This window comes from Streptomyces spiroverticillatus, assembly GCA_014650415.1.
Taxonomy (GTDB): Bacteria; Actinomycetota; Actinomycetes; order Streptomycetales; family Streptomycetaceae; genus Streptomyces; species Streptomyces spiroverticillatus.
Genome location: BMUX01000019.1, coordinates 41,671 through 66,663, shown reverse-complemented (window position 1 = coordinate 66,663; position 24,993 = coordinate 41,671). Strand labels below are relative to the sequence as shown.

Here is a 24,993-nt window from a genome sequence, read left to right as displayed (position 1 = left end):
GCGCGGATACTCACGCAGGTACTCATGATTGGCGGGCGGCGTCCGGAGCACACTGAGGCCATGGACTGGAGCCACTACCGATTCCTCAGCATCTGGAAAGTGCCCGCCCCGCCCGCCGCCGTCTTCGCCGTGCTGGAGCACGCCGAGGACTACCCCCGCTGGTGGCCCCAGGTGCGCGAAGTCGCCCGCGTCGACGAACACAGCGGCACCGCACGCTTCCGCTCCCTGCTCCCGTACGACCTCCTCGTCGGCGTCCGCGAGGGGCGCGGCTCGCTCGACGCCGGGCTTTTGGAGGTGCGGCTGACGGGCGATCTGGAGGGCTGGGTGCGCTGGACGCTGCGCCCGCACGGCGCCGGGACCGTCGTCCGCTACGAGCAGGAGGTCGACGTGAACAAACCGCTGCTGCGCAGACTGGCCGTCCCCGGACGCCCCTTCTTCCTCGCCAACCACGCCCTGATGATGCGCGCCGGACGCCGCGGACTCGCCGCCCGTGCCACGGCACTGAGGGCGGCCGGGGGCGCGGTTTGAACCAAACCCGAAAAGCGCTGTATGGTTCAACCCGTTCCCGGGCGATTAGCTCAGTGGGAGAGCACTTCGTTCACACCGAAGGGGTCACTGGTTCGAACCCAGTATCGCCCACCTGGGAAAGGCCGGTCCGTCACAGACGGACCGGCTTTTTGCATGCCCGGACACCGCGTGGCGGGCGTCGTGGTGGTGCTGACGACACCATCGGTCCGGGTGCGGACGCCCTGTTACGGGGCGAGCGGCCTTCCTAGCGTTGTCGGTGGGAAAACCCCCGTACTCACACACAGGAGAACCGCCCCGATGGACACCACCATGACCAAGACGATGCTCTGGACCCTGCTCGCGATCGCCGTCGCCGCGAACGGACTCCTCAGCTCCCAGCTGGACGGCGTCTTCCAGGTGCTGCTCAGCGCCGTCGCCGGAATCGTCGGCCTCGCCGCCATCGCCGGGCTGATCGCCCTCAAGCGGGGCTCCTCCGCCTGACCGGGCCGCCCGATCAGGCCGCCTGGGCACGCACCTCGGGGCGCAGCGGCCACGCCGGATCGACCGCCTCGTCGGAACCGTTGCGGGCGAACCAGGCCTGGAGACCGCGCGCCTGCGCCGCATGCCACACCGCCTGGAGCGTGTGCAGCTCCGCCGGGGAGAGCCGCTCCAGCCGGGCCGAGAAACGCCGGCCCACGGCCCGCACCAGCTCCAGCGACGCCGTCGCGTCCGCCACCGCGTCGTGCGCCCCGTCCAACTCCACGCCGTAGTGCGCGCACAGATCGGTGAGGGTGCGGCGGCCCTTGCGGTACCGGTCCAGATGCTTGTCCAGGACCCGCGGGTCCAGTACGTGCAACGGCCGCGCTTCCAGATAGCGGCCCAGCGACGACGCCCGGTGCCGCCGCAACTCCCGGTCCAGCAACGTCAGATCGAACGGCGCGTTCATGATCACCAGCGGGCGGCCCGCCGCGCACTGCTCGGCCAGCGCCCGCGCTATCTCCTCCATCACCGGCGACGGCCACCGGCCGTTGCGCTGGAGGTGCTCGTCCGTCAGCCCGTGGATCTCGGTGGCCCCCGCGGGCACCGGAACACCCGGATTCACCAGCCACTTGGTGGCCCGGAAGCGCGACCCCGCGGCGTCCTGCACGACGAGAGCGGCCGAAACTATCCGGTCACCCTCCACGTCCACACCCGTGGTCTCCGTGTCGAAGGCCGCCAAGGGCCCCTCGTACCAGCACGTCATGTCCCCAACTCCTCATGCTCCGACGGCAGACGGCGTGCTCACGGAACGGACCCGGTGCGCTTTCTGCCCGAAGCGGTGATACCCGGGCCGTTTACGCCATAAGCCGTACGGAGACAACACAGGTGACGGCCAGGGGAGTTGATGGTCCGTCGATTACCAGTCGAAAAGCATCGCGGCACCCATCGCGGCGTCAATGCGGCACCAACGCGGCACCCATCGATCGGCACGGCCCGGAAGGCACACGTCAGCCATGGCGCTCACGCAGCCCGAACCGGGCGGGCTGCTGCCCGAGCGGACCACCCCGCTCAGAGGCGCGCTCGCCACCACCGCCTGCATGGAGACACTCCAGGTGGGCTATCTGCACGCAGTCGCGGCAGCCGCGGGCTGCTCGCTCTCCCAGCCGTTTCCGGACAACGGAATCGACTGGCACGTCAGCCACGGATCCCCCGTGCACACCATCGACGACGAAGTGACCATCAAGGTCCAGCTCAAGTGCACGTACCAGATCGCCCCGCACCCACCGGGCGCCGCCTTCTCCTTCACCCTCGACAACGACCACCTGGTGAAGCTGGCGCGCACCCCCGTCTCGGTGCACAAGATCCTGGTCGTGATGCTCGTGCCGCGCAGCCGCGACGACTGGCTGCGCGCCGGGCACGACCGGCTCGACCTGCGGCACTGCTGCTACTGGATCAACCTGGCCGGACACCCGGTGACCGGCAGGCACAGGACCAACGTGCGGGTCCCCACCTCGCGGATATTCGACGACCGAGCCCTCTGCGAGATCATGACCCGCGTCGGGGAGGGAGGGAGACCCTGATGCACCGGTACCGGCCCATCGACGACTCCGGACGACCGCACCCCGGGGAACCCCCCGGCAGCTGGGACGGCGGCGGCCCCGAACCCGCCCAGGTCGACCCCGCCGTCCTCGGCACCCTCCTCGCCCGGCACGGCTGGCAGCGGCGCGGCGGAGCCGCCGGCCGCTACGCCCGCTGGACACCGCCCGGCCCCTCCGGCCGGGGCACGAGCCTCCTCGTACCGGAATCGCGTGCCTTCCCCGACAGCGAGGACCTGCTCGGGGAGGCGCTGTACGCCCTGGAACGCTGCCCCGCACCCTCCGCGCGCGAAGTGCTGGTCCAGCTCGCCGTGCCCAGCGACGAGATCCGCTGGTCGCGCGACGTGCCCGAAGAAGTGACGGGAGCAGCCGCCTGGCCCGCGCAGGAGAAGCTGCGGGCGGCGGCCCGGCAGATGCTGCTCGCCGGGGCGCTCGCCGCGCGCGGGCGCGCCGGGTACTACGGGGCACGGCACCGGCGTCAGGCGCAGGCCTCGCTGGAGGGCGTGCTGGTCGGGGCCGCGACGGGCGGGCGGAAGCTGACGGCCTTCGTACCGGTGGCGGGCGGGCGCGGCACCGTCGTACGGCTGCACCACGCGCTGCACGCGGCGCGGGAAGCCACGGACTACCAGCGGGCCACCGGGGGGATGGAGGCGTTCGACGCGGCCGTCGAGGCGGGAGTCAGCCATGAACTGACGGAGGCCGTCGTCGCGTTGGTGCAGGGTGCGGAGGGTGCGCGGATCGCTCTGGACTGGGCGCCGGCGGCCGGGGCGCCGCCCGGGTGCGCGGTGCGGCCGGAGGTCGTGGAGTTCTCGCCCGGGGACCTGCCCGCGCTCCGCTCGGCGGGGGCGCGCTATCTGCGGGACGAGCCGTCGGTGCCGGTGCGGATCACCGGGGCGGTGGTACGGATGCGCAGGTCGGACCCGCGGGGCGGCGGGACGGTACGGCTGCGGGTGCTGGCCGGGGCGGAGGTGCCGCACGTACGGCTCGTACTGGACGAGGAGGCGTACCGGATCGCCGGGCACGCACATCTGGTCGGGCTGCCCATCCAGGTCGGCGGGCGGCTGGAGCGCAGGGGCGGATTCCGGCGGCTGACGGGGGCGGTCGGGGTGGCTCCGGTACAGGTGGACGAAGCGGAACGGGACCGGCTGATGAAGGCGCTGCACGAGAACCTGGACTTCTTCGAGGAGGCGTGCAGCGGGGAGGAGTGAGGGGCCGGACGAATACCGTTTCGCGAGAGGGGCCGGTCGCTCGGTACGATTCGGGGGCGTGCCGCTTCCACAGGCACGTACCCCCTCAGTCAGGAGAGACCGGTGTCAGACGTCCGTGTGATCATCCAACGCGATTCCGAGCGGGAAGAGCGCGTGGTGACGACGGGCACTACGGCAGCCGAGCTCTTCGCCGGCGAGCGCTCGATCGTCGCCGCCCGCGTGGCCGGTGAGCTGAAGGACCTCAGCTACGCGGTGCAGGACGGCGAGGAGGTCGAGCCCGTCGAGATCACCTCCGAGGACGGCCTCAACATCCTGCGCCACTCCACCGCGCACGTCATGGCGCAGGCCGTGCAGGAGCTCTTCCCCGAGGCCAAGCTGGGCATCGGCCCGCCGGTCAAGGACGGGTTCTACTACGACTTCGACGTCGAGAAGCCCTTCACCCCGGAGGACCTCAAGGCGATCGAGAAGCAGATGCAGGTCATCCAGAAGCGGGGGCAGAAGTTCTCGCGTCGGGTGGTCAGCGACGAGGCGGCCCGCGAGGAGCTCGCGAACGAGCCGTACAAGCTGGAGCTCATCGGCATCAAGGGTTCGGCTTCGAGCGACGACGGCGCGGACGTCGAGGTGGGCGGCGGCGAGCTGACCATCTACGACAACCTCGACGCGAAGACCGGCGAGCTGTGCTGGAAGGACTTGTGCCGCGGGCCGCACCTGCCTTCGACCCGCAACATTCCGGCTTTCAAGCTGATGCGCAATGCCGCCGCCTACTGGCGCGGCAGCGAGAAGAACCCGATGCTCCAGCGCATCTACGGCACCGCGTGGCCGTCGAAGGACGAGCTGAAGGCGTACCTGGAGTTCCTCGCCGAGGCCGAGAAGCGCGACCACCGCAAGCTCGGCAACGAGCTGGACCTCTTCTCCGTCCCGGAGCAGATCGGCTCCGGCCTCGCGGTCTTCCACCCCAAGGGCGGCATCATCCGCCGGGTCATGGAGGACTACTCGCGCCGCCGGCACGAGGAGGAGGGGTACGAGTTCGTCTATACCCCGCACGCCACGAAGGGGAAGCTTTTCGAGCAGTCGGGGCACCTGGACTGGTACGCCGACGGCATGTACCCGCCCATGCAGCTCGACGAGGGCACGGACTACTACCTCAAGCCCATGAACTGCCCGATGCACAACCTGATCTTCGATGCGCGCGGGCGCTCCTACCGTGAACTGCCGCTGCGCCTCTTCGAGTTCGGCACCGTGTACCGGTACGAGAAGTCGGGCGTCGTGCACGGTCTGACCCGTGCCCGGGGCTTCACGCAGGACGACGCGCACATCTACTGCACCAAGGAGCAGATGGCGGAGGAGCTCGACAAGACGCTCACCTTCGTCCTCGGGCTGCTGCGCGACTACGGTCTGACCGACTTCTACCTGGAGCTGTCCACCAAGGATCCGGAAAAGTTCGTCGGCTCGGACGAGATCTGGGAAGAGGCCACCGCGACGCTCCAGCAGGTTGCCGAGAAGCAGGGGCTGCCCCTGGTTCCGGACCCGGGTGGGGCTGCCTTCTACGGGCCGAAGATCTCGGTGCAGGCGCGTGACGCCATTGGCAGGACCTGGCAGATGTCGACCGTGCAGCTCGACTTCAATCTTCCGGAGCGCTTCAACCTGGAGTACACCGGGCCGGACGGGTCGAAGCAGCAGCCGGTCATGATTCACCGCGCGCTGTTCGGCTCGATCGAGCGCTTCTTCGCGGTGCTGCTTGAGCACTACGCGGGCGCGTTCCCGGCGTGGCTGGCGCCCGTCCAGGCGGTCGGCATCCCGATCGGTGACGGTCACATCCCGTACCTCCAGGAGTTCGCCGCCGAGGCGAAGAAGAAGGGGCTGCGGGTCGAGGTGGACGCCTCGTCCGACCGGATGCAGAAGAAGATCCGCACGCATCAGAAGCAGAAGACCCCGTTCATGATCATCGTGGGTGATGAAGACATGGCGGCGGGCACGGTGTCGTTCCGCTACCGCGACGGCTCGCAGGAGAACGGCATTCCGAAGGCCGACGCGATCGCGAAGCTGGTCGACGTGGTGGAGCGCCGCGTCCAGGTCTGACCGTAAGAGCGCGGATGAGGGCGGTTCCCTTCGGGGAGCCGCCCTCTCTGCCGTTCTCCCAGGTCGTACGCCTATGCTTTCCGCATGACGAGTGAGCCGGAGCAGCAGAGTGGACCGGTGGGTGAGCCGGACGGGTTCGGGCGGCTGTGGACGCCCCACCGGATCGCGTACATCCAGGGTGAGAACAAGCCGACCGGACCGGGGTCCGGGGACGGCTGTCCCTTCTGCGAGGCTCCGAAGCACAGCGACGAGGAGTCGCTGATCGTCGCGCGCGGAACGAGCGTCTTCGCGATCATGAACCTGTACCCCTACAACGGCGGCCACATGATGGTCATGCCGTACCGGCACGTCGCCGACTACACGGAGCTGGACGACGCCGAGACCGCCGAGCTCGCCCTCTTCACCAAGAAGGCGATGACCGCACTGCGGAAGGCGTCCGGGGCGCACGGGTTCAACCTGGGGATGAACCAGGGCTCCGCCGCCGGTGCCGGGATCGCCGCGCACCTGCACCAGCACGTGGTGCCCCGCTGGGGCGGGGACACCAACTTCATGCCGGTCGTCGGGCACACCAAGGTGCTGCCGCAGCTCCTCGCGGACACCCGGAAGATGCTCGCCGACGTGTGGCCGGAGAGCGCGTAGCGCTTACGCGTCGTACAGGTCGGCCTTGCGCGGTGACGGGTCCTGGATCATGCCGCTGAGGAACGTCGAACGCCCGCTGAAGCGTTCGGTGTCGACTCCGTGGTCCTCCAGGACCTTGATCGCGGCCGTGTGCACGACCCGCAGGACGGGCGTCGCCGCGCGCAGGGCGTCGTCCGCCATGAAGCGGTGCCGCCAGGGCTTCTCGGCCCACACGTGCCGCAGGCCGAAGGGCTCGGGCAGGGAGAGCTTGCCGCCGAGGAAGTCCAGGACGTTCGGGAACCAGGTGAACGGGGCGCGCACGCTCAGGCGGACGACGTCGCTGGTCTCCATGAGGGGGAGCTGCCGTTCCTTGGTCTCCCAGAAGCGCACCGTCTTGCTGACCGTGACCGTCTTGGCCTTGGGCTTCGTGGTGAACAGGGAGTGCACCGGGCCGAGCGCGTGACCGGTGACCTCGATGCGCAGGGTCTCGTGCAGGACGGTCACCGTGATGAGCATGGTGATGACCAACTGGCCGTCCCACAGGGTGAATTGGACGCCGAGGTAGTGCCGGTTGCCCGCGCCGAACTGCTGCTCGTTGCAGATGCGCTGTATCTCGTGGGTCTTGATCTGGTACTGGTCGACGTCCTGGCCGTCGGGGCGGCTGACCTCGCCCGCGTTCTCGCCGACCGGGGCGACGATCCAGTGTTTGACCGAGGGGGTCGGGAAACCGTTGGTGTGCAGGGTGCTGCGCTCCAGCATGCGCAGCTGGTCGTGGATGGCGCGGATGACGTCCCAGCTGCGGAAGCCGTGGATCTCCTTGCCGGGGTCGGCGGGGCTGAGTTCTTCGGCGAGCTGCCAGCTGCCCCAGCGGGTGCCCATGCCGAGTATGCCCTTGGGGCCGGCGTAGAAGACCGAGTTGGACTGCTGCTCGGCGGTGAGCCGGGCGAGGCCCTGGCGGAGTTCCTCGGCGGTGCTCTGGCTGGGGTCGCGGGGGACGGCCTCGGGGATCTTGGGGCCGACGCTGCCGCCGCCGAGCAGGGAGGACCAGCGGTCCCGCAGGTCCTTGGCGGTGGATTCGCAGACCTGCTTGGCCCAGAGCCAGCCGATCACCGGTGCGACGACCATGGCGCGCAGGTAGATGCCGAGTATCCCGTCGAACGGCAGCTTGATCAGGAAGATGACGGCGAGGCCGCCGACGGCCACCAGGAGCGCCGTGCCGAGGGCGCCGGACTTCTTGTCCTTGGCTCCGGCGATGGTGCGGCGCAGTTGGAAGACCGCGAGCCAGATGAGGAGTCCGGGCAGGAAGAGCAGGCCGAAGACGGCCATGATGATGGTGAGTTTGGTGTCGCGGGCCTTGCGGATGTTGATCGCGGCGAGGCAGTGTTCGACGACGGTCTGCGGTTCGGTGCCGAAGGACTGGATGAGGGCATTGCGGGCGCCGCCGAGCATCCGGACCCGTACGGCGCGGGAGAAGGCCTCGCCGAGGTCGGGTTCGAAGAGGGACAGTTTGCCCTTCTTCACGTCGGACTTGTGCCATTCGTTGTTCGCGTCCAGCAGGACGGTCACCGGGCTGTCGCGGTACGCCGCGGAGGCGAGCGCGTTGGTCGCCGCGGTCTGTCCGGCCGCGCCCAGGAGCGGTACCTGTGCACCGGGTGTGAAGTCGAATCCCGAGTCCGCCACTACCGCCCCCATCGACCGTCCGCGTCCGTGGAGCCCTGTGCTCTCCACGTCGTTCCCGCAACTTGGCGTTGTTCCCAACCGCCGCGCCCCGCACACCTTCTGAGCTGGGGTCACAGCGTATCGACGCTTGGTCCTTTCCGTCATGGGAGCGCGGAATGCCGCCCACCGCAAGGGAATTGGGCGGGCGGCATTGCCGCAAATCGGTCAACTAGGCGTCAACTAGCTGCCGTTATGCTCCTGTTCGCGGAATTTGCCTGCGATCTGTGGAGGCATGGGTTCGTGTCGGGCGTACGTGCGGTGGAAGCGGCCCGTGCCGTGCGAGACGGACCTCAGGTCGACGGCGTACCGGCCGATCTCGATCTCGGGGACCTCGGCCCGCACCAGGGTGCGGCCGTGGCCCGCCTGTTCGGTGCCGACGACCCGCCCGCGCCTGCCGGACAGGTCGCTCATCACCGGGCCGACGTAGTCGTCGGGGACCAGGACGGTGACGGAGGCGACCGGTTCGAGGAGGTCGATGCGGGCGTCGGCGGCGGCCTCGCGCAGGGCGAGGGCCCCCGCCGTCTGGAATGCGGCGTCGGAGGAGTCCACGGAGTGGGCCTTGCCGTCCCGCAGAGTGATCCGTACGTCGACGAGCGGATACCCGGTGGCCAGGCCGCGGGCGGCCTGGGCGCGTACGCCCTTCTCGACGGAGGGGATGAACTGGCGTGGCACCGCACCGCCGACCACCTTGTCGACGAATTCGATGCCGGTACCGGGTGGCAGTGGCTCGACGTCGATCTCGCAGATGGCGTACTGGCCGTGGCCGCCGGACTGTTTGACGTGCCTGCCGCGCCCGGCGGTCTTCTCACCGAAGGTCTCGCGCAGGGACACCTTGTGGTCGACGGCGTCGACCTGGACTCCGTACCGGGAGCGCAGTCGTTCGAGGGCGACGTCGCGGTGGGCCTCGCCCAGGCACCACAGGACGAGCTGGCGGGTGGCCTGGTTCTGCTCCAGGCGCATGGTGGGGTCCTCGGCGACGAGGCGGGCGAGGCCTTGCGAGAGCTTGTCCTCGTCGGCCTTGCTGTGGGCCTGGATGGCGAGGGGGAGGAGCGGGTCGGGCATCTGCCAGGGCTCCATGAGCAGCGGGTTGTCCCGGGCGGAGAGGGTGTCGCCGGTCTCGGCGCGGGTGAGTTTGGCCACGCAGGCGAGGTCGCCGGCGATGACGTGGGAGAGGGTGCGCTGCTGTTTGCCGAAGGGGGAGGAGAGCGCGCCGACGCGTTCGTCGACATCGTGGTCCGCGTGTCCCCGGTCGGCCATGCCGTGGCCGGAGACGTGGACGGTCTCGTCGGGGCGCAGCGTCCCGGAGAAGACGCGGACCAGGGAGATCCGGCCGACGTACGGGTCGGAGGCGGTCTTGACCACCTCGGCGACCAGCGGGCCCGCCGGGTCGCAGGTCATTGGGGGTGCGGGCGTGCCCTGCGGGGTGGTGACGGCGGGGAGTTCGTGTTCGGCGGGGGTCGGGAAGCCGCCGGTGATCAGCTCCAGGATCTCCACCGTGCCGAGGCCTTGGCGGCTGCCCTCGGGGGCGGGCGCGGCGGCGAGGACGGGGTGGAAGGTGCCGCGGGCGACGGCCCGTTCGAGGTCGTCGATGAGGGTCTTGAGGTCGATGTCCTCGCCGTCGAGGTAGCGGTCCATCAGGGACTCGTCCTCGCTCTCGGCGATGATGCCCTCGATGAGCCGGTTGCGGGCCGCCTCGATGCGGGGGAGCTGGGCGGGGTCGGGGGCGAGTTCCTTGCGTTCGCCGGACGAATAGTCGTAGATCTGCTGCGAGAGCAGGCCGAGGAGTCCGGCGACGGGGGCGTGCCCGTCGGGCCCGTGGTCCCCGTACAGGGGCAGGTAGAGCGGGAGGACGGCGTCGGGGTCGTCGTTGCCGAAGGCCGAGGCGCAGAAGTCCGTCATGGACTCGAAGTTGGCGCGGGCGGCTTCCAGGTGGGTCACCACGATGGCGCGCGGCATGCCGACGGCCGCGCACTCCTCCCACACCATGCGGGTCGCGCCGTCGACGCCGTCGGAGGCGGAGACGACGAAGAGGGCCGCGTCCGCAGCCCGCAGACCGGCCCTCAGTTCCCCGACGAAGTCGGCGTAGCCGGGGGTGTCGATGAGGTTGATCTTGATGCCGTCCCATTCGACGGGGACGAGGGAGAGCTGTACGGACCGTTGTTGGCGGTGCTCGATCTCGTCGTGGTCGGAGACGGTCGTGCCGTCCTCGACGCGGCCCGCCCGGTTTACTGCCCCCGCGGCGAGCGCGAGGGCCTCCACCAGGGTGGTCTTGCCCGATCCGCTGTGGCCGACCAGCACCACGTTCCGTACGGATGCGGGGCGGTCGGCCATTGGAGCCCTGCCGGCGGCTCCGGGGTGTGCGCTCGTGTGACTCTTGTCGCCCATGGTTTCCGGCCTCCCGAGGAAATGTGCACGGTGAGGAGAAGGGCGCGGACGCAAGGAGCCGCAGCGGCGTGGCGGCACCGGTGACGCCCGCGGTCATTCGAGCTTTCCACTCGGGTCACTGTGCGTCCATACCCCGGTCCGTTGCGTGTTTGGCTCCGGTACGAGGCCGGGAGTGCGGCCATCTGTCGTAGGGACACGGCGGTCGGCGGGTGCCCGGCGGTGCGGTCGGGCGGTCGTGGCTACGATGGGCCAGCCGGTGGCCATAGGGGCCGCTCGGCGATCCGACCCCTCGGGAAGGCCATGCTGAACAAGTACGCGCGTGCATTCTTCACGCGTGTCCTCACACCGTTTGCCGCATTTCTGCTCCGCCGGGGAGTGAGTCCGGATGCGGTCACGCTCGTCGGCACTGCCGGGGTGATGGCGGGTGCGCTGGTCTTCTTCCCTCGCGGGGAGTTCTTCTGGGGCACCATCGTCATCACCCTCTTCGTCTTCTCCGACCTGGTCGACGGCAACATGGCCCGGCAGGCCGGGGTGTCCAGCAGGTGGGGCGCGTTCCTCGACTCGACGCTGGACCGGGTGGCCGACGCGGGCATCTTCGGCGGGCTCGCCCTCTGGTACGCGGGCAACGGCAACGACAACGTGCTGTGCGCGGTGTCCATCTTCTGTCTCGCGAGCGGCCAGGTCGTGTCGTACACGAAGGCCCGCGGTGAGGCCATCGGGCTGCCGGTGGCGGTCAACGGTCTGGTCGAGCGGGCGGAGCGGCTCGTGATCACGCTGGTCGCGGCCGGTGTCGCCGGTCTGCACACGTTCGGGCTGCCCGGTGTGGAGATCCTGCTGCCGATCGCGCTGTGGGTCGTCGCCGTGGGGTCCCTGGTGACGCTGGGGCAAAGGGTGGTGACGGTGCGCCGGGAGTCCGCCGAGGCGGACGCGGCGACGGGGAACGGGGCCACGTCATGAGCAAGCCCGCTGAGGAAGAGAAGCTTTCGGCGAAGGACCGGCTGGTCGACGGGTTGTACGGGCTCGGCTGGGCCGGTGTGAAGAAGCTCCCCGAGCCGGTGGTCGACCGGCTCGGCCGCACCATCGCCGACCAGACCTGGAAGCGGCGCGGCAAGAGCGTGCTGCGCCTGGAGTCCAACCTCGCCCGGGTCGTCCCCGACGCGAGCGAGGCCCGGCTGCGGGAACTGTCCCGGGCGGGCATGCGCTCGTACATGCGGTACTGGATGGAGTCCTTCCGGCTGCCCTCGTGGACGCCGGAACGGATCGCCGCCGATGTCCGCATCACCGACAAGCACCGGATAACCGAGGCGCTGGAGAGCGGCCGGGGCGTGGTGCTCGCGCTGCCGCACATGGGGAACTGGGACCTGGCGGGCGTCTGGGTCACCAGCCACCTCGGGTATCCCTTCACGACGGTCGCCGAGCGGCTGAAGCCGGAGTCCCTGTACGACAGGTTCGTGGCGTACCGCGAGAGCCTCGGCATGGAGGTCCTCCCGCACACGGGCGGCTCCGCCTTCGGGACGCTGGCGCGCAGGCTGCGCGGCGGCGGGCTGGTCTGCCTGGTCGCCGACCGGGACCTGTCCGCCTCGGGCGTCGAGGTCAAGTACTTCGGCGAGAGCGCTAGGATGCCCGCCGGGCCCGCGATGCTCGCGCAGCAGACGGGGGCGCTGCTGCTGCCCGTGACGCTCTGGTACGACGGGCCGAGGGCGATGCGGGGGCGTGTGCACCCGCCGGTCGACGTGCCCGAGACGGGCACGCGCAGCGAGAAGACGTCCACGATGACCCAGGCGCTGGCCGATGCCTTCGCCACCGGGATCGCCGAGCATCCGGAGGACTGGCACATGCTGCAGAGGCTGTGGACCGCGGATCTGGAGCCCCGGCGGGAGGGCCAGGAGTGAAGGTCGGCATCGTCTGCCCGTATTCGTGGGACGTGCCGGGCGGCGTCCAGTTCCACATCCGGGACCTCGCGGAGCATTTGATCGGGCTCGGGCACGAGGTGTCGGTGCTGGCTCCGGCGGACGACGACACACCGCTGCCCCCGTACGTGGTGTCGGCGGGGCGGGCGGTTCCGGTTCCGTACAACGGGTCGGTGGCGCGGCTGAGTTTCGGGTTCCTGTCGGCGGCGCGGGTGCGCAAGTGGCTGCACGACGGGGCCTTCGACGTGGTGCACATCCACGAGCCGGCCGCGCCGTCGCTGGGGCTGCTGACGTGCTGGGCGGCGCAGGGGCCGATCGTGGCGACCTTCCACACGTCGACGGCGCGCTCGCGGGTCATGCTCGCTGCGTATCCGATCCTCCAGCCCGCGCTGGAGAAGATCAGCGCGCGGATCGCGGTGAGCGAGTACGCGCGGCGCACCCTGGTGGAGCACCTGGGCGGGGACGCCGTCACCATCCCCAACGGCGTGGATGTCGACTTCTTCGCGAAGGCCGAGCCCAAGGAGGAGTGGCAGGGCGAGACCCTCGGCTTCATCGGGCGCATCGACGAACCCCGCAAGGGCCTGCCGGTGCTGATGAGGGCGCTGCCCCGCATCTTCGCCGAACGGCCCGGAGCGCGGCTGCTGGTCGCGGGGCGCGGCGACGAGAAGGAGGCCGTCGCCTCCCTCCCGGAGGAGCTGCGTTCGCGGGTGGAGTTCCTCGGCATGGTCAGCGACGAGGACAAGGCGCGGCTGCTGCGCAGTGTCGATGTGTACGTCGCGCCCAACACGGGCGGGGAATCCTTCGGGATCATCCTGGTCGAGGCGATGTCGGCGGGCGCGCCGGTGCTGGCCAGCGACCTGGACGCGTTCGCGCAGGTCCTGGACCAGGGCGCGGCCGGTGACCTGTTCGCCAACGAGGACGCGGACGCGCTGGCGGACGCGGCGGTGCGGCTGCTGGGCGACGCCTCGCGGCGGGCCGGGCTGAGCGAGCGGGGCACGGCGCACGTGCGGCGCTTCGACTGGTCGACGGTCGCGGCCGACATCCTGGCCGTGTACGAGACGGTGACGGACGGCGCGAACGCGGTCGCGGCGGAGGACGTGGGGGAGCGGAGCGGGCTGCGGGCGAGGGCCCGGGCGCGGATGGGGCGGGAGTAGGCAGGTGTGAGGGTGGGGCTGCGGGGGCCGGGTGCCCCCGCAGCCCCGTGTCTTACGGGGTCAGGAGCGGCCAGAAGTCCCGGTCCGCCGTGGTGCTCCACACCGGGTCCGCGTGTCCGTAGCCGGGGACGACCCGGAAGGTCACCTGCCGGTTGCCTCCGGCGCGTATCAGCTCCGCGCCGTGCGGTTCGTCGCCGCGGCCCAGTGCCGCGTTGACCCAGACGACCTGTGCGCGGATGCCCGACCAGTCGAAGGGGTACGTCGTGGTGTCCCCGGCCCATATCGCGGCGAGGTCGCGCAGCAGGGCGTTCGGGACCAGGCCGCTGCCGAGGGCCTGCGTGGCCTCGCCCCAGGTGGCGAGGGGGGTGTGGGTGAGGGAGAAGCGGTCGTCGAGCGGGGTGGCGCCGAAGGCGAAGGTGCCCGCGCTGTAGCCCTGCTTGTAGATCCAGTTGGTGTCGCCGGGGAACGAGCTCGTACGGATCAGTGCGAAGTGGGCGAAGGCGGCGTGGGTGAAGCGGGTGGCCGGGTCCGGCGGGCGGGGGACCGGCGAGGCGCCGTTCGGGTCGGTCAGGGCGCGGGAGACCAGCCCCTTCAGGCCCGTGTCCCCGTACAGGACCCCTGTGTCGAGCTGGGCCTGGATCGCGTCCCGCATCCGTGCCGCCCGGGCCTGCTGGTCGCCCGTGTACGGGCCGGTCGTGTCGATCGGCACCACCCGGCGAAGGCGCGGCGAACGGTTGGTCGAGGCCAGGTCGAGGGCGAGGGCGGCTCCCGCCGAGTGGCCGACGAGCTGGTACGGCAGGCGCAGGGCGCCGTCGACGGCGGCGATCACCTTCGCCGCGTCGGCCTTGTGCGCCGCCTGGCCCCAGGAGGCCGTCAGGTCGGCGGGCTTCGCCAGGTCCTCGCGGGGGCTGATGCCGATGACCAGGAAGCCCTGGGAGCGGAAGTGGTGGGCGAGGTTGCGGGCGCGCGGGGTGAAGAAGTCGGCGGCGAAGTTGAGGCCGCCGCCGGGGAGGAGGTAGGCGATGCCCTGCGGGGGCCGGCGGGTGTCGGCGAGGACGTCGACGCCGAGGGGGACGGGGGCGTCGGGGAGGGTGAGACGGACGTGGGTCCAGCCGTCGCCGTGGGAGAGGTGCGAGGGGGTGGCGTCCAGGGTGCGGGCGATGCGGGGGAGGGGGTCGGGGGCGGTGGGGGCGGCGTGGGCGGTGGCTGCGGGGAGGGTGCTCGCGAGGGCTGCGGCGGTGCCTGCGGTCAGGAGGGTCCGTCTGTCCATGGGTGGTTGTCCCCCGGGGAGTCTCGGCGCGCTCGTGCGGCGCGGCGGGGTCGCAGTCTTGCGGAAGGGGGCCGGGGGTTCCAAGGGGGGTGCTCCAGGTACGGGACCTTCCGGTCGGGGCGCTGTGGCGAGGGGCGGCGCGGTCGCCGGTAGCCTTGCGGGCCGTGACCACCCTCATTTGGATCGTCGTCGGATTGTTCGCGATCGGTCTGTATCTCAGTTGGACCGCCGGGCGGCTGGACCGCCTGCATGCCCGTATCGACGCCTCCCGTGCCGCGCTCGACGCACAGCTGCTGCGGCGGGCCTCCGTGGCGCAGGAGCTGGCGACGTCCGGGGTGCTCGATCCGGCGTCGTCGATCGTGCTGTACCAGGCCGCCCACGAGGCCCGTCAGGCCGAGGAGGAGCAGCGGGAGGTCGCCGAGAGCGAGCTGAGCCAGGCGCTGCGGGCGGTGTTCGGGGAGCAGGAGCAGGTGGAGGCGGTGAAGCTGGCCCCCGGCGGCGAGGAGGCCGCAGGGGAGCTGGCGGCCGCGGTGCGCCGGGTGCCGATGGCGCGGCGGTTCCACAACGACTCCGTACGGGCCGCCCGCGCCCTGCGCCGGCACCGCAAGGTGCGGTGGTTCCGGCTGGCCGGGCACGCCCCGTTCCCGATGGCCTTCGAGATGGACGACGAGGCCCCGGTGGCACTGGCCGACCGCCCGGGAACGTAGGTGGTGGCGGAGGGCGACCGCCCGGGAACGTAGGTGGTGGCGCAGGGCGACCGCCCGGGAAGGTAGGCGGTGGCGCAGGGCGACCGCCCGGGCACGTAGGTGGTGGCGCAGGGCGACCGCCCGGGAAGGTAGGCGGTGGCGCAGGGCGACCGCCCGGGCACGTATCCCCGTATCCACTCCGCGGGGAGAAAACGATCCACCGCCTCCCCATTGGCCCTTGCAGTGGACTGGTCGCAGGGCGTTTCCTCGGCTGTGCGGGCAGCGTGCGGCACACGACAGCGCGCCCGCATCGCACTAACGCCTGTCTTTCGTCATCGAGCGAGGTCGAACATGTCCAGCACCCCCACCCCCCAGTCCCCGGCCACCGGCACCGACCGCGTCAAGCGCGGCATGGCCGAGCAGCTCAAGGGCGGCGTGATCATGGACGTCGTCAACGCCGAGCAGGCGAAGATCGCCGAGGACGCGGGCGCGGTCGCCGTCATGGCGCTGGAGCGGGTCCCGGCCGACATCCGCAAGGACGGCGGCGTGGCCCGGATGTCCGACCCGAACATGATCGAAGAGATCATCGAGGCCGTGTCGATCCCCGTCATGGCGAAGTCCCGGATCGGCCACTTCGTCGAGGCCCAGGTCCTCCAGTCGCTCGGCGTCGACTACATCGACGAGTCCGAGGTCCTCACCCCGGCCGACGAGGTCAACCACTCCGACAAGTGGGCGTTCACCACCCCCTTCGTCTGTGGCGCCACCAACCTGGGCGAGGCCCTGCGCCGCATCGCCGAGGGCGCGGCCATGATCCGCTCGAAGGGCGAGGCCGGTACCGGCAACGTCGTCGAGGCCGTCCGTCACCTGCGCCAGATCAAGAACGAGATCGCCAAGCTGCGCGGCTTCGACAACAACGAACTGTTCGCCGCCGCCAAGGAGCTCCGCGCCCCGTACGAGCTGGTCAAGGAGGTCGCCGAGCTCGGCAAGCTCCCCGTGGTGCTCTTCTCCGCCGGTGGTGTGGCCACCCCCGCCGACGCCGCGCTGATGCGCCAGCTCGGTGCCGAGGGCGTCTTCGTCGGCTCCGGCATCTTCAAGTCCGGCGACCCGGCCAAGCGCGCCGCCGCCATCGTCCGCGCCACCACCTTCTTCGACGACCCGAAGATCATCGCGGACGCCTCCCGCAACCTCGGCGAGGCCATGGTCGGCATCAACTGCGACACGCTCCCCGAGTCCGAGCGCTACGCCAACCGGGGCTGGTAACTCGTATGAAGAGCAACCCCGTTGTCGGCGTCCTGGCCCTCCAGGGCGACGTCCGGGAGCACCTGATCGCCCTGGCCGTGGCCGACGCCACGGCCCGGGAGGTCCGGCGCCCCGAGGAGCTGGCGGAGGTCGACGGGCTGGTCATTCCCGGCGGCGAGTCCACCACCATCTCCAAGCTGGCCACCCTCTTCGGGCTCCTCGAACCGCTGCGCGAGCGCATCGCCGCCGGGATGCCCGTGTACGGCACCTGCGCCGGGATGATCCTCCTCGCGGACAAGATCCTCGACCCGCGTTCGGGCCAGGAGACCCTGGGCGGCATCGACATGATCGTCCGCCGCAACGCCTTCGGCCGCCAGAACGAGTCCTTCGAGACGACCGTCGACGTCACGGGCGTCGAAGGCGGCCCCGTCGAGGGCGTCTTCATCCGCGCCCCGTGGGTCGAGTCGGTCGGCGCGGAGGTCGAGGTGCTGGCCGAGCACGGCGACCACATCGTGGCCGTACGGCAGAAGAACGCGCTCGCGACGTCCTTCCATCCGGAGCTCACCGGCGACCACCGGATGCACGCGATGTTCGTCGACATGGTGCGTGCGGCCGCCTGAGCGCAGCCATCGGCGGGGATCCCGGTAGGATCTCTGCCGAACGCAGCAGAATTGGTTACGCGAAGGAGACAGGCAGATGTCCGGCCACTCTAAATGGGCTACGACGAAGCACAAGAAGGCCGTGATTGACGCCAAGCGCGGCAAGCTCTTCGCGAAGATGATCAAGAACATCGAGGTCGCGGCGCGCACGGGCGGCGCCGACCCGGCGGGCAACCCGACCCTCTTCGACGCCATCCAGAAGGCCAAGAAGAGCTCGGTCCCGAACAAGAACATCGACTCCGCGGTCAAGCGCGGCGCCGGCCTCGAAGCCGGTGGCGCCGACTACGAGACGATCATGTACGAGGGCTACGGCCCGAACGGTGTCGCGGTGCTCATCGAGTGCCTCACCGACAACCGCAACCGTGCCGCCTCCGACGTGCGTGTCGCCATGACCCGCAACGGCGGCTCCATGGCCGACCCGGGCTCCGTGTCGTACCTCTTCAACCGCAAGGGCGTCGTCATCGTCCCCAAGGGCGAGCTCACCGAGGACGACGTGCTGGGCGCGGTCCTGGACGCGGGTGCCGAAGAGGTCAACGACCTCGGCGACACCTTCGAGGTGCTCAGCGAGGCCACCGACCTGGTCGCGGTCCGCACCGCGCTCCAGGAGGCGGGCATCGACTACGACTCCGCCGACGCCAACTTCGTCCCGACCATGCAGGTCGAGCTGGAGGAAGAGGGCGCGCGCAAGATCTTCAAGCTGATCGACGCGCTGGAGGACAGCGACGACGTGCAGAACGTCTTCGCCAACTTCGACGTCAGCGACAAGGTCATGGCGGCGATCGACGGCGAGTGATCGCCGGTTGCCGGTACGACGACGGGCCGACGGGAGACCTTCCCGTCGGCCCGTCGCGTTGCCGGGCCCGCGGCGGCGGGCCTGTGTTGGCGGCCCTGATTGTCAGTGCGAGCCGATAGCCTGCACAAACAGGTGAGCGAAGGAGGGGGCGGCGTGAGGGTACTGGGCGTGGACCCGGGGCTGACCCGGTGCGGTGTCGGTGTCGTCGAAGGCGTCGCCGGGCGCCCCCTGACCATGTGCGGAGTGGGCGTCGTACGGACGCCTCCCGACGCCGAGTTGGGGCTGCGCCTGGTCGCCATCGAGCAGGGCATCGAGCAGTGGCTCGACGACTACCGCCCCGAAGTCCTCGCCGTGGAGCGCGTCTTCAGCCAGCACAACGTCAGTACGGTCATGGGCACCGCCCAGGCCAGCGCCGTGGCCATGCTCTGCGCGTCCCGGCGCGGCATCCCCGTCGCCCTGCACACCCCCAGCGAGGTCAAGGCCGCCGTCAGCGGCAGCGGCCGGGCCGACAAGGCGCAGGTCGGGGCCATGGTGACCCGGCTGCTGCGGCTCGACGCCCCGCCCAAGCCGGCGGACGCGGCCGACGCCCTCGCCCTCGCCATCTGCCACATCTGGCGGGCCCCCGCGCAGAACCGGCTCCAGCAGGCCGTCGCCGCGCACAAGTCCCGTACCGCACCCGTCCGTTCAGTCGTCAGGAAAGGCCGCACCTCATGATCGCCTTCGTCAGTGGCCCGGTGGCCGCGCTCGCCCCCACCACCGCGGTGATCGAGGTCGGCGGCGTCGGCATGGCCGTCCAGTGCACCCCGAACACCCTGTCCACCCTGCGCATGGGCCAGGAGGCGAAGCTCGCCACCTCCCTGGTCGTACGGGAGGACTCGCTCACGCTGTACGGCTTCGCCGACGACGACGAGCGGCAGGTCTTCGAGCTGCTCCAGACCGCCAGCGGCGTCGGCCCCCGTCTCGCCCAGGCCATGCTCGCCGTGCACAGCCCCGACGCGCTGCGCCTCGCGGTGTCCACCGGTGACGAGAAGGCGCTCACCGCCGTCCCCGGCATCGGGAAGAAGGGTGCGCAGAAGCTGCTGCTGGAGCTGAAGGACCGGCTCGGAGCCCCGCTCGGCACCGGCGGACAGCTCGGCGCCCAGCGCGTCGCCCCCGGTCCCGCCCCCTGGACCGAGCAGCTCAGCGCCGCCCTCGTCGGCCTCGGCTACGCCCCCCGCGAGGCCGCCGAGGCGGTGAGCGCCGTCACCCCGCAGGCCGAGGCCGCCCTCTCCACGGGCTCCCAGCCGCCCGTGCCGGAGCTGCTGCGGGCCGCCCTCCAGACCCTCAACCGCGCCCGCTGACCCGCACGGTCCCTCCGTACAGCACCCGACCCGAGAGCGATCCGCACATGAACTGGGACGAGACCGGACCCGACACCGCCGCCGATCCGAGGCTGGTCGACTCCTCCGCCGACGGCGAGGACCAGGCCGTCGAGGCCGCGCTGCGCCCCAAGGACCTGGAAGAGTTCATCGGCCAGGAGAAGGTGCGCGAGCAGCTCGACCTGGTGCTGAAGGCCGCCCGGGCGCGCGGGGCCACCGCCGACCACGTCCTGCTGTCCGGTGCCCCCGGCCTCGGCAAGACCACCCTCTCGATGATCATCGCCGCCGAGATGGGCGCCCCGATCCGCATCACCTCCGGGCCCGCCATCCAGCACGCCGGTGACCTCGCCGCGATCCTCTCCTCCCTCCAGGAGGGCGAGGTCCTCTTCCTCGACGAGATCCACCGGATGTCCCGCCCGGCGGAGGAAATGCTGTACATGGCGATGGAGGACTTCCGGGTCGACGTCATCGTCGGCAAGGGCCCCGGCGCCACCGCGATCCCGCTGGAACTGCCCCCCTTCACCCTGGTCGGAGCCACCACCCGGGCCGGGCTGCTGCCGCCGCCGCTGCGCGACCGCTTCGGCTTCACCGGCCACATGGAGTTCTACGAACCCGCCGAGCTGGAGCGCGTCGTCCACCGCTCCGCCCGCCTCCTCGACGTCGAGATCGCCGCCGACGGCGCTGCCGAGATCGCCGGCCGCTCCCGGGGCACCCCCCGCATCGCCAACCGGCTGCTGCGCCGGGTCCGCGACTACGCCCAGGTCAAGACCGACGGCGGCATCATCGACAAGGACGTCGCCGGCGCCGCCCTGAAGGTGTACGAGGTGGACGCGCGCGGCCTGGACCGCCTCGACCGGGCCGTCCTGGAGGCGCTCCTCAAGCTCTTCGGCGGCGGACCGGTCGGCCTGTCCACCCTCGCCGTCGCGGTGGGGGAGGAGCGGGAGACCGTGGAGGAAGTGGCCGAGCCGTTCCTCGTACGAGAAGGTCTTCTGGCCAGAACACCGCGCGGCCGGGTTGCCACGCCCGCCGCGTGGGCGCACCTGGGGCTCGTGCCGCCCCAGCAGGGCCTGGGGAAAGGCGGACAACCGGGTCTGTTCGGGACGTGACGGCGCGGAGGCTCGCACGCTCAGGAACCCCAGTGCGATGCTGGACGTTGTTCCAGATACGCGGACTCGCTTAGACTCCGCCGATGCCGACCTTCCCGTCGGCATGCCCACCCCCGTATATACAGGCCGCCCTCGTCGCGGTCGTGCGAAGGAAGTTCCGTCCCGTGAGTCTCATGACCTTCCTCCCCTTCATCGTGCTCATCGGGGCCATGTTCCTGATGACCCGGTCCGCCAAGAAGAAGCAGCAGGCCGCTGCGCAGATGCGCAACGAAATGCAGCCCGGCACCGGCGTGCGCACCATCGGCGGCATGTACGCCACGGTCAAGGAGGTTCACGACGACACGGTCCTTCTTGAGGTCGCCCCCGGCGTCCACGCCGTCTACGCGAAGAACGCCATCGGCGCGGTCCTCCCCGACGAGGAGTACAACCGCATCGTCCACGGCGAGCAGATCGCGGCCGACCTCGAGTCCGACACCCCCGTCGTCCCGGACGACGCGTCCTCGCTGACCGCGGCGGACTCCGCCGACGACACCGACGCCGCGCGCATCGACCTCGGCAAGAAGCCCGAGGCCGACGCCGAGCCGAAGGACAAGAAGACCGACGGCGAGGGCGACGCGAAGTAGCCACCTCCGCGGACCGCGGCGCACCCCACCGGGAGCGCCGCGGTCCGCGGATCGTGCATACCTCTGCGGGGGACCGCCCCCACAACACTTCGTGGCCGCATCGACGCACATCCCGGCGCGTGCGGTTGGACAGGGAGAAACGAGAAGGTGGCAGCACCGAAGAAGGGCCGCAAGGTCTCGGGGGCCCCGGGCAGGCCGGGGCGCGCCCTGGCACTGATCACGATCGTGATCCTCGCCCTCGCGGGCGGGATGTTCGCATCCGGGCACACCACGCCCCGCCTGGGCATCGACCTCGCCGGCGGTACGAGCATCACGCTCAAGGCGCAGAACGAGCCGGGCCAGCCCAACGCGATCAACAAGACGAACATGGACACGGCCGTCGCCATCATGGAGCGGCGCGTCAACGGCATGGGTGTCTCCGAGTCCGAGGTGCAGACCCAGGGCACGGACAACATCATCGTCAACATCCCCAAGGGCACCAACTCCAAGCAGGCCCGCGAGCAGGTCGGCACCACCGCCAAGCTCTACTTCCGGCAGGTGCTCGCCCAGACGCAGGGCACGCCGCTCCCGGACCCGGGCAAGACGCCGAAGCCCGACCCGACGTCCACGAAGAAGCCGGACGAGGCCAAGGACCCGAAGGACAAGGACGGCAAGGACAAGGACAGCAAGGACAAGAAGTCCTCGCCGACCCCCGACCCGACCAAGACCTCGCAGGGCCGTGCCGTCACCGACGCGCTGAAGGCCCCGACGCCCACTCCGACGCCGGGCGCCTCCAAGACGCCCGACCCGAAGACGACGCCGCCCGCGCAGGACCCGGCCACCGCGAAGCTGGAGAAGGCGTTCGCCGCCCTCGACTGCACCAAGCCGGAGCAGCGTGAGAAGGCCGGCGACGGCATCAAGCCGAGCGAGCCGACGATCGCGTGCGGCAAGAGCATCACCGGCAAGGTCTGGGACGGGAAGAGCTGGGACAAGTTCATCCTCGGCCCGGCGGAGCTCGAAGGCACCGACGTCAAGAAGGCCTCGGGCACGTTCGACACCCAGCGCGCGCTGTGGAAGGTCGACATGGAGTTCACCAAGGAGGGCTCCGACAAGTTCGCCAAGACCACCGGCAAGCTGATGAAGCTCCAGCAGCCGCTGAACCAGTTCGGCATCGTCCTCGACGGCAACGTCGTCTCGGCGCCCTCGGTCTCCACGGTCCTCAGCGGCAACGCCGAGATCACCGGCAGCTTCACCCAGGAGACCGCCCAGGAGCTGGGCAACATCCTCTCCTACGGCTCCCTGCCGCTGACCTTCAAGGAAGAGACCGTCACCACGGTCACCCCGGCGCTCGGCAGCGACCAGCTGGAGGCCGGCCTCATCGCCGGTGCCATCGGTCTCGCCCTCGTCGTGATCTACCTGGTGCTGTACTACCGGGGTCTGTCCTTCGTGGCGCTCCTCAGCCTCCTGGTCTCCGGCATCCTGACGTACACGATCATGGCCCTGCTCGGCCCGGCCATCGGCTTCGCGCTGAACCTCCCCGCCGTCTGCGGTGCCATCGTCGCGATCGGCATCACCGCGGACTCGTTCATCGTGTACTTCGAACGCATCCGGGACGAGATCCGCGACGGCCGCACGCTGCGCCCCGCCGTCGAGCGGGCCTGGCCGCGTGCCCGGCGCACCATCCTGGTGTCCGACTTCGTGTCGCTGCTGTCCGCCGTGGTGCTCTACATCGTCACCGTCGGCAAGGTGCAGGGCTTCGCGTTCACGCTGGGTCTGACCACCCTGCTCGACGTCGTCGTGGTGTTCCTCTTCACCAAGCCGCTGATGACGCTGCTCGCCTCGAAGACCAAGTTCTTCGGCAACGGCCACAAGTGGTCCGGTCTGGACCCGAAGCGTCTGGGCGTGCAGCCCCCGCTGCGCCGCACCCGCCGTTCTGTCGTTCCCACCGAACCGAAGGAGGCGTGAGATGTCGCGACTCGGCAGCATCGGCGCCCGGCTGTACCGCGGCGAGGTCGGCTACGACTTCGTCGGGAAGCGGATGATCTGGTACGGGATCTCCGTACTGATCACCGTCGTCGCCATCGCGGGGCTCGCCTTCAAGGGCCTCAACATGGGCATCGAGTTCCAGGGCGGTGCGCTCTTCACGACGCCCCCCACCTCGGTCTCCGTGGAGAAGGCGAAGGAGGACGCCGAGAAGGCGTCCGGCCACGACGCCATCGTCCAGAAGCTCGGCAACGACACCCTGCGCATCCAGGTCGGCGGCCTCGACACCAAGACCGCCGCTCCGGTCACCGAGAAGCTCGCGCAGGACCTCGGCGTCCCGACCGAGAAGATCAACACCGAGCTGGTCGGCCCCAGTTGGGGCGAGCAGATCGCCAACAAGGCCTGGACCGGTCTCGCGGTCTTCATGGTCCTGGTGGTGATCTACCTGGCCATCGCCTTCGAGTGGCGGATGGCCGTCGCCGCCCTCATCGCCCTGGTCCACGACCTCACGATCACCGTGGGCATCTACGCCCTGGTGGGCTTCGAGGTCACCCCGGGCACCGTGATCGGTCTGCTGACGATCCTCGGTTACTCCCTCTACGACACCGTCGTCGTCTTCGACGGTCTCAAGGAGGGCGCGAAGGACATCACCAAGCAGACCCGCTTCACCTACAGCGAGATCGCCAACCGCAGCCTCAACGGCACCCTGGTGCGTTCCATCAACACCACGGTCGTCGCCCTGCTGCCGGTCGCCGGTCTGCTGTTCATCGGTGGCGGTGTGCTGGGTGCGGGCATGCTCAACGACATCTCGCTGTCGCTGTTCGTCGGCCTCGCGGCCGGTGCGTACTCCTCGATCTTCATCGCCACTCCGCTGGTCGCCGACCTGAAGGAGCGCGACCCGGCGATGAAGGCCCTGAAAAAGCGCATCCTCGCCAAGCGCGCCGCCGAGGCCAAGAACGGCCCGGCCGCCGAGGGCGACGCCCCGCAGGACGCCGTCCCGGCCGCCGTGGTCGGCCCGCGGCCCAGCCGCGGCCGTCCCGCATCGGGGAAGCGCCGATGACGTACACGGACACCACCCGCGAGCTCCTGCTCAGCCGCATCAAGGACGTGCAGGACTACCCGAAGCCCGGCGTCGTCTTCAAGGACATCACGCCGCTGCTCGCCGACCCGGAGGCCTTCACGGCCCTCACCGACGCCCTCGCGGAGCTGTGCGTCAAGCACGGCGCCACGAAGATCGTCGGCCTGGAGGCGCGCGGCTTCATCCTGGCCGCCCCGGTGGCCGTCCGCGCGGGCCTCGGGTTCATCCCGGTCCGCAAGGCCGGCAAGCTGCCCGGCGCGACGCTCTCGCAGGCGTACGAGCTGGAGTACGGCACCGCCGAGATCGAGGTGCACGCCGAGGACCTGAACGCGGGCGACCGCGTCATCGTCATCGACGACGTCCTCGCCACCGGAGGCACCGCCGGGGCCGCGCTGGAGCTGATCCGCCGGGCCGGGGCCGAGGTCGCCGGAGTCGCCGTGCTCATGGAGCTCGGCTTCCTGGGCGGCCGCGCCAAGCTGGAGCCCGCACTCCGGGGGGCACCGCTGGACACCCTGATCGCGGTCTGACCGCACACCGTACGAAGGAAAGGCGGGCCACCGGGAC

Annotated in this window: 24 protein-coding genes and 1 tRNA gene; 21 read left to right on the top strand and 4 right to left on the bottom strand. The window is 70.5% G+C overall.

The features are described from left to right. Positions 1–60 precede the first annotated feature (60 nt). From IE269_RS35425 to IE269_RS35415, 3 genes are all read left to right on the top strand, one after another. Positions 61–528 carry an SRPBCC family protein gene (locus IE269_RS35425; RefSeq protein WP_189827394.1) on the top strand — a complete coding sequence of 156 codons (468 nt, stop codon included), beginning with the start codon at positions 61–63 and terminating at the stop codon, positions 526–528. Between the two features lie 39 nt (positions 529–567). Beyond that, positions 568–639: transfer RNA gene (locus tag IE269_RS35420), tRNA-Val, on the top strand. Positions 640–825: 186 nt separating this feature from the next. Then, positions 826–1,008, top strand: coding sequence for a hypothetical protein (locus IE269_RS35415; protein WP_189827488.1), 183 nt, complete (start codon positions 826–828; stop codon positions 1,006–1,008). Positions 1,009–1,021: 13 nt separating this feature from the next. On the opposite strand, the gene IE269_RS35410 is transcribed toward IE269_RS35415, so the two are convergent. After that, positions 1,022–1,750, bottom strand: a complete 729-nt coding sequence (locus IE269_RS35410) for a 3'-5' exonuclease (protein ID WP_189827393.1) — start codon at positions 1,748–1,750, stop codon at positions 1,022–1,024. Between the two features lie 250 nt (positions 1,751–2,000). Here IE269_RS35410 and IE269_RS35405 point away from each other — a divergent pair, with 250 nt between their 5' ends. The 4 genes from IE269_RS35405 (at position 2,001) to IE269_RS35390 (ending at position 6,508) form a co-directional block, all read left to right on the top strand. Further along, positions 2,001–2,567: a DUF4365 domain-containing protein gene (locus tag IE269_RS35405; RefSeq protein ID WP_189827392.1), complete on the top strand. Its 567-nt coding sequence runs from the start codon at positions 2,001–2,003 to the stop codon at positions 2,565–2,567. After that, positions 2,567–3,790 carry a hypothetical protein gene (locus tag IE269_RS35400; protein ID WP_189827391.1) on the top strand — a complete coding sequence of 408 codons (1,224 nt, stop codon included), beginning with the start codon at positions 2,567–2,569 and terminating at the stop codon, positions 3,788–3,790. Before IE269_RS35405 ends, IE269_RS35400 begins: the two co-directional genes overlap by 1 nt. Before the next feature lie 102 nt (positions 3,791–3,892). Further along, a complete protein-coding gene (gene thrS / locus IE269_RS35395) occupies positions 3,893–5,869 on the top strand; it encodes a threonine--tRNA ligase (protein ID WP_189827390.1) in 1,977 nt (658 codons plus the stop codon). Positions 5,870–5,953: 84 nt separating this feature from the next. Further along, positions 5,954–6,508, top strand: a complete 555-nt coding sequence (locus IE269_RS35390; RefSeq protein WP_189827389.1) for an HIT family protein — start codon at positions 5,954–5,956, stop codon at positions 6,506–6,508. A 3-nt stretch (positions 6,509–6,511) separates the two neighbouring features. Here IE269_RS35390 and IE269_RS35385 read toward each other — a convergent pair whose 3' ends face one another. Both IE269_RS35385 and IE269_RS35380 read right to left on the bottom strand, forming a co-directional pair. Further along, complete coding sequence (locus tag IE269_RS35385) at positions 6,512–8,179, bottom strand: hypothetical protein (protein WP_189827388.1); 1,668 nt, start codon at positions 8,177–8,179, stop codon at positions 6,512–6,514. 207 nt (positions 8,180–8,386) lie between these two features. Further along, on the bottom strand, positions 8,387–10,591 hold the full coding sequence (locus IE269_RS35380) for an elongation factor G-like protein EF-G2 (protein WP_189827387.1): 2,205 nt from the start codon (positions 10,589–10,591) through the stop codon (positions 8,387–8,389). A 300-nt stretch (positions 10,592–10,891) separates the two neighbouring features. Here IE269_RS35380 and pgsA point away from each other — a divergent pair, with 300 nt between their 5' ends. From pgsA to IE269_RS35365, 3 genes are read left to right on the top strand one after another with little or no spacing between them, the layout of a single operon-like run. After that, a complete protein-coding gene (gene pgsA / locus IE269_RS35375; protein ID WP_189827386.1) occupies positions 10,892–11,548 on the top strand; it encodes a phosphatidylinositol phosphate synthase in 657 nt (218 codons plus the stop codon). Further along, a complete protein-coding gene (locus tag IE269_RS35370) occupies positions 11,545–12,483 on the top strand; it encodes a phosphatidylinositol mannoside acyltransferase (RefSeq protein WP_189827385.1) in 939 nt (312 codons plus the stop codon). Before pgsA ends, IE269_RS35370 begins: the two co-directional genes overlap by 4 nt. After that, positions 12,480–13,655, top strand: coding sequence for a glycosyltransferase family 4 protein (locus tag IE269_RS35365; RefSeq protein ID WP_189827384.1), 1,176 nt, complete (start codon positions 12,480–12,482; stop codon positions 13,653–13,655). The genes IE269_RS35370 and IE269_RS35365 overlap by 4 nt, the downstream gene beginning before the upstream one ends. A 52-nt stretch (positions 13,656–13,707) precedes the next feature. Here IE269_RS35365 and IE269_RS35360 read toward each other — a convergent pair whose 3' ends face one another. Then, complete coding sequence (locus IE269_RS35360) at positions 13,708–14,925, bottom strand: thioesterase domain-containing protein (RefSeq protein WP_189827383.1); 1,218 nt, start codon at positions 14,923–14,925, stop codon at positions 13,708–13,710. A 164-nt stretch (positions 14,926–15,089) separates the two neighbouring features. On the opposite strand from IE269_RS35360, the gene IE269_RS35355 reads away from it, so the two are divergent. From IE269_RS35355 to IE269_RS35305, 11 genes are all read left to right on the top strand, one after another. After that, positions 15,090–15,632, top strand: coding sequence for a hypothetical protein (locus IE269_RS35355; RefSeq protein WP_438817609.1), 543 nt, complete (start codon positions 15,090–15,092; stop codon positions 15,630–15,632). 330 nt (positions 15,633–15,962) lie between these two features. Continuing rightward, positions 15,963–16,871, top strand: a complete 909-nt coding sequence (gene pdxS / locus IE269_RS35350; protein WP_189827381.1) for a pyridoxal 5'-phosphate synthase lyase subunit PdxS — start codon at positions 15,963–15,965, stop codon at positions 16,869–16,871. 5 nt (positions 16,872–16,876) lie between these two features. Then, positions 16,877–17,470 carry a pyridoxal 5'-phosphate synthase glutaminase subunit PdxT gene (gene pdxT / locus IE269_RS35345; protein ID WP_189827380.1) on the top strand — a complete coding sequence of 198 codons (594 nt, stop codon included), beginning with the start codon at positions 16,877–16,879 and terminating at the stop codon, positions 17,468–17,470. 76 nt (positions 17,471–17,546) lie between these two features. After that, positions 17,547–18,302 (top strand): YebC/PmpR family DNA-binding transcriptional regulator, encoded by a 756-nt coding sequence (locus tag IE269_RS35340; protein WP_189827379.1) that lies wholly within the window; start codon positions 17,547–17,549, stop codon positions 18,300–18,302. A gap of 153 nt (positions 18,303–18,455) precedes the next feature. Further along, the gene (gene ruvC / locus IE269_RS35335; RefSeq protein WP_189827378.1) at positions 18,456–19,016 is read left to right on the top strand and encodes a crossover junction endodeoxyribonuclease RuvC; all 561 of its coding nucleotides are present in this window, start codon (positions 18,456–18,458) and stop codon (positions 19,014–19,016) included. Then, complete coding sequence (ruvA, locus tag IE269_RS35330; protein ID WP_189827377.1) at positions 19,013–19,642, top strand: Holliday junction branch migration protein RuvA; 630 nt, start codon at positions 19,013–19,015, stop codon at positions 19,640–19,642. The genes ruvC and ruvA overlap by 4 nt, the downstream gene beginning before the upstream one ends. A gap of 47 nt (positions 19,643–19,689) precedes the next feature. Continuing rightward, positions 19,690–20,766: a Holliday junction branch migration DNA helicase RuvB gene (gene ruvB / locus IE269_RS35325; RefSeq protein ID WP_189827376.1), complete on the top strand. Its 1,077-nt coding sequence runs from the start codon at positions 19,690–19,692 to the stop codon at positions 20,764–20,766. A 164-nt stretch (positions 20,767–20,930) separates the two neighbouring features. Beyond that, on the top strand, positions 20,931–21,389 hold the full coding sequence (yajC, locus tag IE269_RS35320; protein ID WP_189827375.1) for a preprotein translocase subunit YajC: 459 nt from the start codon (positions 20,931–20,933) through the stop codon (positions 21,387–21,389). Between the two features lie 147 nt (positions 21,390–21,536). Beyond that, complete coding sequence (secD, locus tag IE269_RS35315; RefSeq protein WP_189827374.1) at positions 21,537–23,333, top strand: protein translocase subunit SecD; 1,797 nt, start codon at positions 21,537–21,539, stop codon at positions 23,331–23,333. A gap of 1 nt (position 23,334) precedes the next feature. Further along, positions 23,335–24,411, top strand: a complete 1,077-nt coding sequence (secF, locus tag IE269_RS35310) for a protein translocase subunit SecF (RefSeq protein WP_189827373.1) — start codon at positions 23,335–23,337, stop codon at positions 24,409–24,411. Next, the gene (locus IE269_RS35305; protein ID WP_189827372.1) at positions 24,408–24,956 is read left to right on the top strand and encodes an adenine phosphoribosyltransferase; all 549 of its coding nucleotides are present in this window, start codon (positions 24,408–24,410) and stop codon (positions 24,954–24,956) included. Before secF ends, IE269_RS35305 begins: the two co-directional genes overlap by 4 nt. Positions 24,957–24,993: the final 37 nt, after the last annotated feature.

Coding starts and splice junctions, on each gene's coding strand:
- IE269_RS35425 (WP_189827394.1), top strand. CDS start 61: ATGGACTGGAGCCACTACCGATTCCTCAGCATCTGGAAAGTGCCCGCC.
- IE269_RS35415 (WP_189827488.1), top strand. CDS start 826: ATGGACACCACCATGACCAAGACGATGCTCTGGACCCTGCTCGCGATC.
- IE269_RS35410 (WP_189827393.1), bottom strand. CDS start 1,750: ATGACGTGCTGGTACGAGGGGCCCTTGGCGGCCTTCGACACGGAGACC.
- IE269_RS35405 (WP_189827392.1), top strand. CDS start 2,001: ATGGCGCTCACGCAGCCCGAACCGGGCGGGCTGCTGCCCGAGCGGACC.
- IE269_RS35400 (WP_189827391.1), top strand. CDS start 2,567: ATGCACCGGTACCGGCCCATCGACGACTCCGGACGACCGCACCCCGGG.
- IE269_RS35390 (WP_189827389.1), top strand. CDS start 5,954: ATGACGAGTGAGCCGGAGCAGCAGAGTGGACCGGTGGGTGAGCCGGAC.
- IE269_RS35385 (WP_189827388.1), bottom strand. CDS start 8,179: ATGGGGGCGGTAGTGGCGGACTCGGGATTCGACTTCACACCCGGTGCA.
- IE269_RS35380 (WP_189827387.1), bottom strand. CDS start 10,591: ATGGGCGACAAGAGTCACACGAGCGCACACCCCGGAGCCGCCGGCAGG.
- pgsA (WP_189827386.1), top strand. CDS start 10,892: ATGCTGAACAAGTACGCGCGTGCATTCTTCACGCGTGTCCTCACACCG.
- IE269_RS35370 (WP_189827385.1), top strand. CDS start 11,545: ATGAGCAAGCCCGCTGAGGAAGAGAAGCTTTCGGCGAAGGACCGGCTG.
- IE269_RS35360 (WP_189827383.1), bottom strand. CDS start 14,925: ATGGACAGACGGACCCTCCTGACCGCAGGCACCGCCGCAGCCCTCGCG.
- pdxS (WP_189827381.1), top strand. CDS start 15,963: ATGTCCAGCACCCCCACCCCCCAGTCCCCGGCCACCGGCACCGACCGC.
- pdxT (WP_189827380.1), top strand. CDS start 16,877: ATGAAGAGCAACCCCGTTGTCGGCGTCCTGGCCCTCCAGGGCGACGTC.
- IE269_RS35340 (WP_189827379.1), top strand. CDS start 17,547: ATGTCCGGCCACTCTAAATGGGCTACGACGAAGCACAAGAAGGCCGTG.
- ruvA (WP_189827377.1), top strand. CDS start 19,013: ATGATCGCCTTCGTCAGTGGCCCGGTGGCCGCGCTCGCCCCCACCACC.
- ruvB (WP_189827376.1), top strand. CDS start 19,690: ATGAACTGGGACGAGACCGGACCCGACACCGCCGCCGATCCGAGGCTG.
- secF (WP_189827373.1), top strand. CDS start 23,335: ATGTCGCGACTCGGCAGCATCGGCGCCCGGCTGTACCGCGGCGAGGTC.
- IE269_RS35305 (WP_189827372.1), top strand. CDS start 24,408: ATGACGTACACGGACACCACCCGCGAGCTCCTGCTCAGCCGCATCAAG.